The sequence below is a fragment of the Senegalimassilia faecalis genome (genome assembly GCF_004135645.1).
GTDB lineage: Bacteria > Actinomycetota > Coriobacteriia > Coriobacteriales > Eggerthellaceae > Senegalimassilia > Senegalimassilia faecalis.
The window spans coordinates 555832-569164 of sequence record NZ_SDPW01000001.1 but is presented as its reverse complement, the minus strand read 5'-3'; the positions used below and the strand labels follow the sequence as shown (position 1 = coordinate 569164).

At 63.3% G+C, this 13333-nt stretch carries 8 protein-coding genes; 4 read left to right on the top strand and 4 right to left on the bottom strand.

Features of this window, described 5'->3' with window-relative positions; translation table 11 throughout:
- Nucleotides 1-290: 290 nt before the first annotated feature.
- From ET524_RS02490 to ET524_RS02480, 3 genes are all read left to right on the top strand, one after another.
- Nucleotides 291-1235, top strand: a complete 945-nt coding sequence (locus ET524_RS02490; protein WP_129423182.1) for a dihydrodipicolinate synthase family protein — start codon at nucleotides 291-293, stop codon at nucleotides 1233-1235.
- A 269-nt stretch (nucleotides 1236-1504) separates the two neighbouring features.
- A complete protein-coding gene (locus ET524_RS02485; protein ID WP_129423181.1) occupies nucleotides 1505-2458 on the top strand; it encodes an ROK family protein in 954 nt (317 codons plus the stop codon).
- A 75-nt stretch (nucleotides 2459-2533) separates the two neighbouring features.
- Nucleotides 2534-3214 carry an N-acetylmannosamine-6-phosphate 2-epimerase gene (locus ET524_RS02480; RefSeq protein WP_129423180.1) on the top strand — a complete coding sequence of 227 codons (681 nt, stop codon included), beginning with the start codon at nucleotides 2534-2536 and terminating at the stop codon, nucleotides 3212-3214.
- 442 nt (nucleotides 3215-3656) lie between these two features.
- On the opposite strand, the gene ET524_RS02475 is transcribed toward ET524_RS02480, so the two are convergent.
- From ET524_RS02475 to ET524_RS02460, 4 genes are all read right to left on the bottom strand, one after another.
- On the bottom strand, nucleotides 3657-4499 hold the full coding sequence (locus tag ET524_RS02475) for an ABC transporter ATP-binding protein (RefSeq protein WP_129423179.1): 843 nt from the start codon (nucleotides 4497-4499) through the stop codon (nucleotides 3657-3659).
- A complete protein-coding gene (locus ET524_RS02470; RefSeq protein WP_129423178.1) occupies nucleotides 4496-6523 on the bottom strand; it encodes a dipeptide/oligopeptide/nickel ABC transporter permease/ATP-binding protein in 2028 nt (675 codons plus the stop codon). The genes ET524_RS02475 and ET524_RS02470 overlap by 4 nt, the downstream gene beginning before the upstream one ends.
- Nucleotide 6524: 1 nt before the next feature.
- Nucleotides 6525-7481, bottom strand: a complete 957-nt coding sequence (locus ET524_RS02465) for an ABC transporter permease (RefSeq protein ID WP_129423177.1) — start codon at nucleotides 7479-7481, stop codon at nucleotides 6525-6527.
- A 273-nt stretch (nucleotides 7482-7754) separates the two neighbouring features.
- Nucleotides 7755-9356, bottom strand: a complete 1602-nt coding sequence (locus tag ET524_RS02460; protein ID WP_129423176.1) for an ABC transporter substrate-binding protein — start codon at nucleotides 9354-9356, stop codon at nucleotides 7755-7757.
- A gap of 406 nt (nucleotides 9357-9762) precedes the next feature.
- On the opposite strand from ET524_RS02460, the gene nifJ reads away from it, so the two are divergent.
- Nucleotides 9763-13299, top strand: coding sequence for a pyruvate:ferredoxin (flavodoxin) oxidoreductase (gene nifJ / locus ET524_RS02455; protein WP_129423175.1), 3537 nt, complete (start codon nucleotides 9763-9765; stop codon nucleotides 13297-13299).
- Nucleotides 13300-13333 lie beyond the last annotated feature (34 nt).

Sequence of the window (13333 nt, the reverse complement as noted above, 5' to 3'; positions counted from 1 at the left end):
GCGGGCGTGCCTGGTGCTCAGCGTCGCGGAGACGGGTCGCAGCCCAGTTGATAATGGCAATAGGCAGAAGCGGGCCAATCGGTCCGCTTCCTGCGCGGGCGGCTTTGGGGCGTTTTTTGCCTGAGGCGACTGGTGCCGCCGCTTGCGCCGTTCGCGGAAATTCTTGCACCGTACGGCCAAGTCCATCCTTTGTTTGTGAGGGTTTCCCGCCCACGTTGACGAACCGTTACCTGCACGTCTATCCTCATATCGTTTGCTCATCTCACTAAGAAAGAGGCAAGGTACTTATCATGACCGATTCTCCGTTCCACGGCGTAATCCCCCCGGTCGTCATCCCGCTGACCGAGAAGAAGCAGCTTGACCTGGAAGCGTTCGAGCGCTCCATCAACCGCATGATCGACGCTGGCGTCGACGGCCTGTTCTTCCTGGGCTCCTCGGGCGAGGTTGCGTTCCTCACCGACGCGCAGCGCTATCACGTGCTGCAGGAGGCCGTGGCTATCGTGAACCATCGCGTGCCCGTGCTGGCCGGCATCATCGACATGGAAACGCTGCGCGTGGTCGACCAGGCTAAGCGCGCAAAGGGCTACGGCGTTGACGCGCTGGTTGCCACCGCTCCGTTCTACGCGCTGGGCGGCCCGAAGGAAACCGAGCGCCATTTCCGCGCCATCCGCGAGCATACGGACCTGCCGCTGTTCGCTTACGACCTGCCCGTGTGCGTGCACACGAAGCTTGACCCTACCATGCTGGTGCGTCTGGGCAAGGACGGCGTGCTGCAGGGCGTGAAGGACTCCTCCGGCGACGACGTGAGCTTCCGTTGGCTGGTGCTGGAGAACGAGGACGCGGGCCATCCGCTGCAGCTGCTGACCGGCCACGAGGTGTGCGTCGACGGCGCGTACCTGGCTGGCGCTGACGGCAGCGTGCCGGGCCTGGCCAATCTTGACCCCTACAGCTACGTGGAGCAGTGGAAGGCCGCTCAGGCGGGCGACTGGAACCGCGTCAAGGAGCTGCAGGATCACCTGGCTCGCCTCATGTTCCTCACGCGCGTCGTGAAGGCCACCGTCGGCTTCGGCGCCGGCGTGGGCGCGTTCAAGACGGCGCTGTGGCAGATGGGCGTGTTCAACACGAACCAGATGCGCGAGCCCGTGCAGGCGCTTGAGGGTGAAGACGTGGCGGCCATCGTCGAGGTCATCAAGAAGGCTGGCCTCATGGACGCCGACGCTCCTATCCGCAAGTAGCGAATCGGTTGCTTTCAAAAGCCGGTGCAAGCCATTTGGCCTGCACCGGCTTTTTGCGTCTTGCGTGTAGTGGGACAAAGGGGCTGTCCCTTTGTCCCACTACAAGAGGTTGCTGTTTCGGCTTGTCGCAGATTGGGCATACTTTCGGGGCTGGCGGGTGCGGGGAGACAACCGCTGAGGTACCATTGATGCATGTGCGAAATGGGATAAAGGGACTGTCCCTTTGTCCCATTTCGGTGCGTGTGTTTTCGAGAGAAGGGATGGGGTGCATGGAGTATCCCGTTGTTGTTGCCGCGCTTGATATCGGCGGCACCAAAATAGCCGGCGCGCTTCTGCGCTATGCGAAGGCCGGCCAGGCGCCCGAGGTGGTGTACGAGCGTCAGATACCCACCGATGCGAAGCGCGGGGGAGGGCCGGTGCTGGTAACCGTGTGCGACATGGCCAACAGCTTGCTTGCTGAAGCCCGCGCGCGACGCGAGGAAGTGCTGGGCATCGGTGTGAGCACGGCGGGGCGCGTGGACGCCGAAACAGGCGGAATCGCCTATGCGAACGAGATTATGCCCGAATGGACGGGCCAGCCGGTGCGTGATCGTTTGGAGGAATCCTGCGAGGTGCCCGTGTCCGTGTTGAACGATGTGCAGGCTCACGGCTTGGGCGAGGCACGCTGGGGCGCGGCTCGCGGTGCGCAGACGTGCATGATGATTGCCGCTGGTACGGGTATCGGCGGCGCGTTAATCGCGCACGGCAAGCTGGTGCGCGGCAACCATGGGTTCGCGGGCGAAATCGGGCACATCGCGTGCTCGCAGGCCGTGGGCATCCCGTGCGTGTGCGGTGGCAGCGGGCACTTGGAGCTGGTGGCTTCCGGCAGCGGCATTGAGGCACGCTATGCGGAAGCGGGCGGCGAGCCTGTTGACGGCGCCGAGATTTCGCGTCGTGCGGCGGCTGACGAACCGCTGGCGCACCACATCATCATGCAGGCGGGCATCGCGTTAGGCGAGGCCATCGCGAGTATCACGAACCTGTTGGACCCCGACATGGTGGTCATCGGCGGTTCGGTGCCGAAGGCGGGCACGCGTTGGCGTGCGGCCGTGCAGGAAGGTTTCGAGCGTCAGATTCCGCCGGCGCAGCGCGGGCTGCCCATTCTGGCGGCTGAGCTGGGCGACCATGCGCCTTTGGTAGGTGCTGCGGAAGACCTGCTGGACACGCTGGAGCTTGAGCGCTAAGACGGATAGGTTGTAAACCATAGGGGCGGGCGCCGCGCAGGCGCGCCCGCTTTCGCGATAGGAAAGGTTGGGGAAATGGATCCCATCATCGAACAATTGCGCGGCAAGGTTATCGCCAGCTGCCAGGCGTACATGGGCGAGCCGCTGCGCCATCCGGAAACGATGGCCCAGATGGCGCGTGCGTGCGAGCTGGGCGGTGCGGGCGGCATCCGCTGCCAGGGCCTGTCCGACATCGCGGCCATCAAGGGCCGCACGGAGGTGCCCGTCATCGGCATCTGGAAGGAAGGCCACGAGGGAGTGTACATCACGCCGACGCTGCGCCACGCGCGCGCGTGCGTTATGGCCGGCGCCGATATCGTTGCCGTCGACGCAACTGATCGTCCGCGTCCGGACGGCAAAACGCTTGAGGACACGGTGCTGCCGCTGAAGGAAGAGGGCGTGCTGGTGATGGCCGACTGCGCCACCATCGAGGACATCCGCCACGCATTCGCCATCGGCTGCGACATTGCGTCCACAACGCTGTCGCACCCTGGTGCCGCCATCGATTGCGGCATGGCCGACGGCCCGGACGTGGAGCTGGTGCGCCAGGCGGTGTCCGAGTTCCCGGACAAGCCGGTTATCTGCGAAGGCCGCGTGCATACGCCGGCCGATGCGAAGGCCGCCATGGACGCCGGCGCCTGGGCCGTGGTGGTGGGCACCGCCATCACGCACCCCACGTCCATCACCAGCTGGTTCGTGGAAGCCGCAAGCAAGTAAACCCGAGATTGCGAAGCCCCGCCCTGTGCGGGGCTTTTTTATGTGTAAGGGGAAGTCATCCCGGACGGGCGGTCTATCGGGTGTCCAAGTCGCTCAGACAGTCCTCGCTTGGTGAAACAGTCCACCGGACTGTTTCAGTCGCTGCGGAACTCGCTTTGTTGGACACCCGATAGACCGCCCTGGCGGATAGGTAAATTATCATGCAAAAGAGGAACGTCGAGTATGGGGCGTTCTGCTTTCGGTGCCCCACAAAGCGAGTTCCGCACGAGCCGAAAGCCCCAGTGGGGCTTTCGTGCGAGCAGGACTGTTTGAGCGACTGGGGTGCCGAAAGCAGAACGTTTGCAGGCGCAGTAAGGTGTTTGATAAACGTGAAGAGAAAAATAGTCCCCGCAGCTGGTTGGCTGCGGGGACTATTGCTTTTCAGGCTATGCTGTGTATAGCGCTATTTGCCCAGGTCGGGGTGGAGGAGGGACGGGGCGGCGCCGAGGAGCAGGCGCGTGTAGTCGTCCTTCGGGTGGTTGAACACCTCGGCGGCCGTGCCTTGCTCGACGGCCTGGCCCGCGTTCATGACGATGATGCGGTCCGAGATGTAGCGCACGGTCTGGATGTCGTGGCTGATGAATACCATGGACAGGCCCAGCTCCTTCTTCAGGTCCATAAGCAGGTTCAGGATCTGAGCGCGCACGGACACGTCAAGAGCGGACGTGGGCTCGTCGGCGATGATGGCGTCGGGCTTGAGCGCAAGCGCACGGGCGATAGCCACGCGCTGGCGTTGGCCGCCGGACATCTGACCGGGCAGCGCGTCAAGCACGCTTTCCGGCAGGCCGACCATCTCGATAAGCTCGCGGACGCGCTTCGCACGGCTAGCCTTGTCGCCCACCTTGTGGACGATCATGGGGTCGGCCAGCTGGTCGCGCACGGTCATGCGGGCGTTCAGGGCCGTTGCCGGGTCCTGGAACACCACGGAGATGACGCGGCCGATGGTCTTGCGCATGTCGGCCGTGCGCTTCGTGACGTCCTGGCCCTTGAAGTACACCTTGCCGGACGTGGGCGACTGCAGGCCGCACATGACGTTGGCGGTGGTGGACTTGCCGCAGCCGGATTCACCGACGATACCGATGGTTTCGCCGGGCATCAGCTTCAGCGTAAGGCCGCGCACGGCCTGCACCTTGTTCGGGTGCAGCAGAGAGCCGGTACGCGTCTTGAACGTGACGCGGATGTCATCCAGGAAGATGATGGGGGTCTGCTCGCTTGAGGCAGCAGCGTTGTTCGTCACTTCGCTCATGCCTGCTCACCTCCTTCGAGATACGGCGTAATGCCGATACGCTTCAGCTCGCTGTCAGGCAGCTCGGCGTAGTAGTGGTCGGTGCCCTTCACGCGCTTGAGCATGGGGCGGATAGGCGACACCTTGTCCGGGTGGCTGGAACGCGGCGTGAAGCGGTCGCCCTCGGGGAAGTCCTTCGGGGACGGCACGGAGCCGGGAACCTGATGCAGGCGGCCGGTGCCCGCCTCGATGGACAGCACGGAGCCTAGAAGGCCGCGCGTGTACTCGTGGATGGGGCTGCACAGGATGTCTTTGACGGGGCCCTGCTCAACAACCTGGCCGGCGTACATGACCGTGATGGAGTTGGCCACCTCGGCCACCAGCGCCAGGTCGTGGCTGACGAACACCATGGCGAAGCCGAGTTCCTTCTGCAGGCGGTTCAGCAGGTCGACAACCTGCTTCTGCACCGTCACGTCAAGGGCGGTGGTGGGCTCGTCGGCGATGACGAGCTTCGGGTCGCGCGTCAGGGCCATGGCGATGAGCACGCGCTGACGCTGGCCGCCGGAAAGCTCGTGCGGGTAGGAGTCGAGCGTGCGCTTCGGGTCAAGGCCCACCAGCTCAAGCAGTTCCTCGGCGCTGCGGGTGCCGCCGCGCTTCGTGAGCTGCTTCATCTGGGCCTTGATGAGCATGGACGGGTTGAGCGAGGACAGGGCGTCCTGGTAGATCATGGCGATCTCGCGGCCGCGCAGGGCGTTCATCTGCTTCTGGTTCAGGTCAAGCAGGTTCTGGCCGTTGTACATGATCTGGCCGGAAATCTGCGCCTTCGGGTCAAGCAGGCCCATGATGGTAAGGCTGGTGATGGACTTGCCGCAGCCGGATTCGCCCACCAGGCCCATGGTCTGGCGCGGGCGCACCACGAAGCTGACGTGGTCGACGACGTTGACGTCGCCGTGGCGCGGGAACTTGATGCACAGGTCCTTCACTTCCAAGATAGGCGGCACGTCGGTGTGCGCCGGGAAGCGGTCGGTGCGCTTGGTCTCAACCTCGCGCAGCGTGGCCAGGCGGCGCTCAAGCTCAGCAGCCTGGGCCTTGTAGGCCAGCGTGGGGTCGGCGACCAGGCGGTCAGCCTCGCGCTCGCCGTTGAGGGCGGCGTCGTCGGCGGCCACGGGAGCCTTCGGGGCGGCGGCCATGGCGTCGGTGATGCCCTCGGACAGGATGTTGAGGCACAGAACCGTGATCATGATGGCCAGGCCCGGGAACAGCGCCTGCCACCAACGACCGGACAGCACGCCGTTGCGGGCGTCGGCCAGAATGTTGCCCCACGTGGGGGTAGGCTCGGGGATGCCGGCGCTGATGAAGGACAGGGACGCCTCGAACACGATGGCGTCGGCCACGAGCACGATGGTGAACACCATGACGGGAGCCAGGCAGTTGCGCACCACGTGCTTCATCAAAATCCACGGTGCGCGGGCACCGGAGACGATGACGGCGCGCACGTAGTCCTGACCGTACTCGGACACGATGTTTGCGCGCACGATACGGGCAAGCTGCGGGATGTACAAAAAGCCGATGGCGAAGATCAGCGACGGGATGGATGCGCCGAAGGACAGCACGAACGTGGCAGCCAGGGCGATGCCGGGGAAGGACATGATGATGTCGCAGATGCGCATGATCACTTCCGAGACCCACTTGCGCGACACGGCGGCGATGGCGCCGACGATGGAACCGGCCACAAGGGCGAACGCGGTTGCGCCCAAGCCGATGACCAGCGAGTAGCGCGCGCCGTACATCATGCGCGACAGCACGTCGCGGCCCTTGTCGTCAGTACCGAACAGGAACTGCGAATCGGGGGCCATGCGGGCGGTGAAGATCTCATAGGGGTCGTGCGGCGCGATGATGTTCGCCAGCACGGCGATCATGGCAACGAGCAAGAGCACGATAAGGGAGATGCGGGACCCGACGGTCATGGCCTTCAGATGCCTGAAGCGCACCTTGCCGGCGTTGTCCTCCATCTTCTTAGTAAGGTTTCCACGAAGTTGAACCATGCTACACCGTCCTGATTCGAGGGTCGATCAGGATATAAAGCATATCCACGATGATGTTGATGATGATGAACGTGAAGGCAACCACCAGAACAACGCCCTGAACAAGCATGACGTAGTTCGACTGGATGCCGGACATGATGGCAGCGCCCATGCCGGGGAGGTTGAAGATGACCTCGATAACCACGGCACCGCCGATGAGGTAGCCGATGCGCAGGCCGAGTACGGTGACCGGCGTGATGAGCGCGTTGCGCAGCACGTTGCGGGCAACGACGATGCTCTTCGGGATGCCGGCGCCGATGGCGGTGCGCACGTAGTCCTTGTCCAGTTCCTCAACCATGGACGTGCGGATAACGCGCGTCATCTGGCCCGTAACCGGGATGGCCAGAGCCACGGCGGGCATGGCCATACGCGCGATCCACCCACCGGGATCGGTGGTGAAATCGGGCAGCGCGCCGGATGCCGGCAACCAGTGCAGCATGGAAGAGAACAACAGAATCATCAGCACGGCAAGCCAGAACGACGGGGTGGCAATGCATGCGATGGAGAACACGCGTATAACTTGGTCGGGCCATCGGTCGCGATACAACGCCGATATCACGCCGAGGATGGTGGAGAAGATCACCGCAATGATCAGGCCCATAAACGTTAGCTGCAGGGTAACGGGCAGCGCCGAACCGATACGGTCGGACACCGACATGTTGCTTGCTCCGTAGGTGCCCATGTCACCCTGGAACAACCCCACCATGTAATTGCCGTACTGCACAAGCACGGGGTCGTTCAGCCCATGCTCTTCGCGGTACTGGTCTGCCTGTTCCGCCGTGGCGTTTTCGCCTAGAACCTGGTATGCCTGGTCGATAGGGGAAAGCGCCATGATGAGGAACACGAGGATGGTGACACCGAACAACATGATGGGCAGCGCAATGAGGCGCCGTCCGATCAATCGCAGAAGGTTGCTCACCAGACCCTCCTTTCGCTCTTTTGACTCTCGTCCAATATTTCCAGCTGCTCGCACGCCGGCCGACCGCGTTTGAAGCGGCCCGCGTGCAAACAGCCAACAGTGCATTTTATAGGAGATTTACGCGCTTATATAGGTAAAAGAAACAATCACCGCAGCACGCGCGCATAGTTTTACACGAATATGCCGTTCATGACGGAAAAAGGGCCGTTCCCCGCAGGGAACGGCCCTTCATGTCGAGAAAATGTGGCTGGTTGCGCCGCTTGCCGAAAAGACCTACGCCTTGGCGGAAGCGCCCAGGAACACCAGACCGGTGGTAGCGATGGGCTCGAAACCGGTGATGGTGCCGGCCTGATAGCCGGTGGCCAGCTCACGATGGAACAGCGGGTACAGCGGAGCTTCCTCGGCGATGATGTCGAAGCACTGGTTCCACAGCTCCTGCTGCTTGGAGGAATCGGCCTCGCGAGCCTGCTGCATGAGGGCAGCCAGCTCTTCCCACTTGCCGTCGCCGGCCTTCTGCCAGCAGCTGCGGCCCTTGGTCCACACGTTGTCGCCGTACCACCAGGACATGAGCAGGTCGGGGTCGTTGCCGAAGCAGGTCGGGTCGCCCGGCGTCAGCATGACGTCGTAGGGCAGCTCGGAGTCGGACGGAGCAAGCTTGGCCCAGTCGATCTTCGTCTCGTTGATGGTGACGTTCAGTCCGATGGCATCCAGGTCGTTCTTGATCTGAGCAGCCAGGTTCTTCACCCAGTTGTTGTTGACCATGAGCTCAAGGGACGTGCCCTCGGCGCCGGCTTCCTTGATGAGCGAGGCGGCCTTGTCCTTGTCGTAGGTGTAGACCGTGGAGGCCTCGTGGTAGTTCTTGTGGTCCTTGGGCAGGAAGGACGTGACCTTGGCGGCATGGCCGTTCAGGGCGTTGGAGATGAGCTTGTCAACGTCGATGGCATAGAAGAATGCCTGACGCACGCGCTTGTCGTTGAAGGGGGCCTTCTGCGTGTTGAACATGAGGAAGGCCTGGTTGAAGCCCTGGATGTACTCGACGGTGGCGCCGGCGGCCGTCAGCTGGTCGGCGTTGGCGTCCGGCACGTTCTCCATGACCTGCACGGAGCCCTCCTGCAGGGCCGTGGTGCGGGAGGTGTCGTCAAGCAGCACGTCCCAGTGCATGGCGTCGGCCGTGGCCTTGTACTCACCGTTGTAGTACTCGTTGGGGAGGAACTCGATGGAGCCCTGGTCGTCGCCGTTGACCTTGTCGTACTTCCAGGGGCCGGAACCGATAGGAGCCGTCTTCAGGTCATCGGTGGTCTGGGAGGCGGGGAAGATCTTCACGACGGACAGGCGGCCCTCAAGCAGGCTCTCGAAGGGGTACTTCAGCGTGAAGGTGACGGTCTTGTCGTCCTTCTTGGCGACGGAGTCGATGAACTCCAGGAACGCGCCATAGGTGGCGTCGGCCATGTTCAGCTCGAAGGCGTTCACCACGTCGGCTGCGGTGACGTCGGTGCCGTCGGAGAACTTGGCGCCGTCGCGCAGGGCAACCTCGTACTCGGTGTCGGAGACCTTCGTGGGCTTGGCGGCTGCCAGCGCGTTGTAGGTCTTGTAGGTGTGCAGGTCCATGTCGTAGAGGCCCTCGAACACGTGCCACGTGGCGGCCAGCATCAGAGCGGAGCTGTTGCCGACGGGGTTGACGTTCGTGGAGCTGTAGGCGCATGCACCGGTGAGGGTGCCGCCCGCTGCGGCGGTGCCGCTATCCTTCTTCGCCGTGTCGGTGGAAGAAGAGGAGTTGTTGCTGCCGCAACCGGTCAGTGCCAGGCCAGCCGTTGCGGCGGCCACGGCGCTGCCTGCCAGGAAAGTGCGGCGAGACAGAGAAGACTGCTGTTCCATGGATTCCCTCCGTTCAGTATTCGGGGCGGGTTTGCCCCGAGCTTGGCATGTGCCCAAGCGCACATGCGCAAACAGCAAACGATGACCATTATGGATGATTAGCCGAGGAAAATAAAGGACTGGTAAACGTTTAACTTTTCCGTTACAAGCAAATGCCCGCATGAGCGGCGACCTGGGGTTTTGCCGATGCGCGGCGAGCGGTTGAATAGAAGGGGCGAACGGTTGACCCAGCCGGTGGACGGTAGGTTGGAAACCCTACGAGACCGCTTGCCGAACCGGGGCGGCCCGAAATCAAAACTTCACGCCGCCCGGGTTTTCAGGATTCGCAAGACTGTTAATATGCATCAGCGTACGGCCAGACGATGCTTTCGATCCGCGCACATTGCGGGCAAGCTTAGGAGAAGAAATGACGAGAGAATTCAAGTCGATGGACGGCAACACCGCCGCAGCGCACGTCTCGTATGCGTTCACGGAAGTTGCCGGCATTTACCCGATCACGCCCTCAAGCCCCATGGCCGACTTGGTCGACCAGTGGTCCGCAGCCGGTAGGAAGAACGTTTTCGGCACGAAGGTTAAAGTGTGCGAGATGCAGTCCGAAGGCGGCGCGGCGGGCGCGGTGCACGGCTCGCTGGCAGCCGGCGCGCTGACCACCACGTACACGGCTTCCCAAGGCCTTCTGCTCATGATCCCGAACATGTACAAGATCGCAGCCGAGCAGCTGCCCAGCGTGTTCCACGTGAGCGCCCGCACCGTTTCCACGCACGCGCTGAACATCTTCGGCGACCACTCCGACGTCATGGCCTGCCGCCAGACCGGCTTCGCCATGCTGGCCGAGGGCAACGTCCAGGAAGTCATGGATCTGTCCGCCGTGGCGCACTTGGCCGCCATCAAGGGCCGCGTGCCGTTTTTGAACTTCTTCGACGGTTTCCGCACGTCGCACGAGGTGCAGAAAGTTGCCGTGTGGGATTACGCCGATCTGGCCGATATGTGCGACTTCGACGCCGTGAAGGCGTTCCGCGACCATGCGCTGAACCCCGAGCGTCCGCGCATGCGCGGCAGCCATGAGAACGGCGACATCTTCTTCCAGAACCGCGAGGCGTGCAACGGCGTGTACGACGCGCTGCCGGCCGTGGTGGAAGAGTACATGGACAAGGTCAACGCCAAGCTGGGCACCGACTACAAGCTGTTCAACTACTACGGCGCGCCCGACGCCGACCGCGTCATCGTGGCCATGGGCTCCATCTGCGACGTTGCCGAGGAAGTTATCGACTACCTGGTGGCCCAGGGCGAGAAGGTCGGCCTGGTGAAGGTGCGCCTGTACCGTCCGTTCGTCACCGCGAAGTTCTCCGAGGCGCTGCCTGAGACGTGCACGAAGCTTGCCGTGCTTGACCGCACGAAGGAGCCGGGCGCGCGCGACCCGCTGTACCTGGACGTGGTGAACGCGCTCATGGTGGAAGGCCGCACCGGCATCAAGGTGACCGGCGGTCGCTACGGCCTGGGCAGCAAGGACACGCCGCCCGCGTCCGTGTTCGCCATCTACACCGAGCTGGCCAAGGACGAGCCGCGCAGCGAGTTCACCATCGGCATCGTCGACGACGTGACGGGCCTTTCGCTTCCCGAGGACCCGGCTGCGCCGAACACGGCGGCACCGGGCACCATCGAGTGCAAGTTCTGGGGCCTTGGCGGCGACGGCACCGTTGGCGCGAACAAGAACTCCGTCAAGATCATCGGCGACCACACCGACAAGTACGTGCAGGCCTACTTCCAGTACGACTCGAAGAAGACCGGCGGCGTGACGGTCAGCCACCTGCGCTTCGGCGATGCGCCCATCCGCAGCAGCTACTATATTAATAAGGCCGACTTCGTGGCGTGCCACAACCCCAGCTACATCACGAAGAACTTCCCGATCGTCAACGACGTGAAGCCCGGCGGCGCGTTCCTGATCAACTGCCAGTGGACGCCCGAGGAGCTGGAGCACCATCTATCGGCCGAGGCGAAGCGCTACATCGCGGCCAACAACGTGCAGCTGTACACCATCAACGCCATCGACCTGGCCGTTGAACTGGGCATGGGCAAGCGTACGAACACCATTCTGCAGTCTGCGTTCTTCGCGCTGGCCAACATCCTGCCGGCAGAAGACGCGCTGAAGTACATGAAGGACGCCGCCACGAAGTCCTACCTGAAGAAGGGCCAGGACGTGGTGGACATGAACCATCGCGCCATCGACGCGGGCGCCACGGCGTTCGTGAAGGTTGACGTGCCGGCTTCGTGGGCCGACGCCGTTGACAACACCGAGCCCGAACAGCTGAAGGGCCGCCCCGAGCTGGTCAAGCAGGTGCGCGAGGTTATGCAGCCCGTTGGCCGCATGGCCGGCGACACGCTGCCGGTTTCCACGTTCGTCGATTACGCCGACGGCCAGTGGGAGCAGGGCGCTGCCGCCTACGAGAAGCGCGGCGTGTCCGTAAGCGTGGCGAAGTGGAACGCTGAAAGCTGCACCGAGTGCAACAGCTGCTCGTTCGTGTGCCCGCATGCCTGCATCCGTCCGTTCGGCCTGACCGACGAGGAAGTTGCCGCCGGCCCCGAGGCCATGACCGTGCTGCCTATGAAGGGCAAGGTCAAGGATCTTAAGTACACGCTGGCCATCAGCCCGCTTGACTGCATGGGTTGCGGCGTGTGCGTGAAGGCCTGCCCGGCCGACGCCCTTGAGATGGTGGGCGTTGAGGGCGAGCTTGCTCAGCAGGACGTGTTCGACTACTGCGTCAACGACGTTGCCGACAAGCCACAGATCGAGGACACCACGCTGCGCGGCAGCCAGTTCAAGCAGCCGCTGCTTGAGTTCAGCGGCGCGTGCGCGGGCTGCGCTCAGACGGCGTATGCACGCCTGATCACGCAGCTGTTCGGCGACCATATGTACATCTCCAACGCCACCGGCTGCTCGTCCATTTGGGGCGGCCCGGCTGCCACCAGCCCGTACACCGTCAACAAGCAGGGCCATGGCCCGGCGTGGTCGAACAGCCTTTTCGAGGACAACGCCGAGCACGGCATGGGCATGCTGCTTGGCTACGAGGCCGTGAACAACATGCTGGCCGCTGAGGCGCAGGTCATCGTCGATGCCGGCGCTGAAGCTGCCGAGGTTGCCCAGGCGTGGCTTGACGCCCGCGAGGACAAGGCTGCCAGCCGTGCTGCCGCCGATGCGCTGATTGCCGCGCTGCCGGCTGTGGCCGCAGGTGAAGGCGAGGTTGCCGAGGCTGCTCAGCGCATCCTTGACCACAAGGAGTACCTGGCCAAGAAGTCCATCTGGATCTTCGGTGGCGACGGTTGGGCTTACGACATCGGCTACGGCGGACTCGACCACGTGCTGGCATCCGGCGAGGACGTCAACATCTTCGTGTTCGACACCGAGGTGTACTCCAACACCGGTGGCCAGGCTTCGAAGGCTTCCAACATCGGCCAGGTTGCCCAGTTCGCTGCTGCGGGCAAGGACATCAAGAAGAAGTCGCTGGCTGAGATTGCCATGGCGTACGGCTACGTGTACGTGGCGCAGGTTGCCATGGGTGCGAAGCCCGCGCAGACGCTCAAGGCCATCAACGAGGCCGAGGCGTATCATGGCCCGTCGCTGATCATCGCGTACTCGCCGTGCGAGATGCACTCCATCAAGGGCGGCATGGCCAACTGCCAGACCGAGATGAAGAAGGCCGTGGACTGCGGGTACTGGAACCTGTTCCGCTTCAACCCCGAGGGTGCTGCGGGCAAGAAGTTCACGCTGGACAGCAAGGAGCCGGCGGGCGGCTACCAGGAGTTCCTCATGAACGAGGCTCGCTACAGCCGCTTGACGCGCGAGTTCCCCGAGCGCGCCGGCGAGCTGTTCGTGCGCAACGAGCAGGCTGCTATCGAGCGCTATGCGCACTTGGAGCGCCTGAAGGCCATGTACGACGGCGAATAGGATTCGCTTGCACGTGGTAGGCTGATGCTTGCTA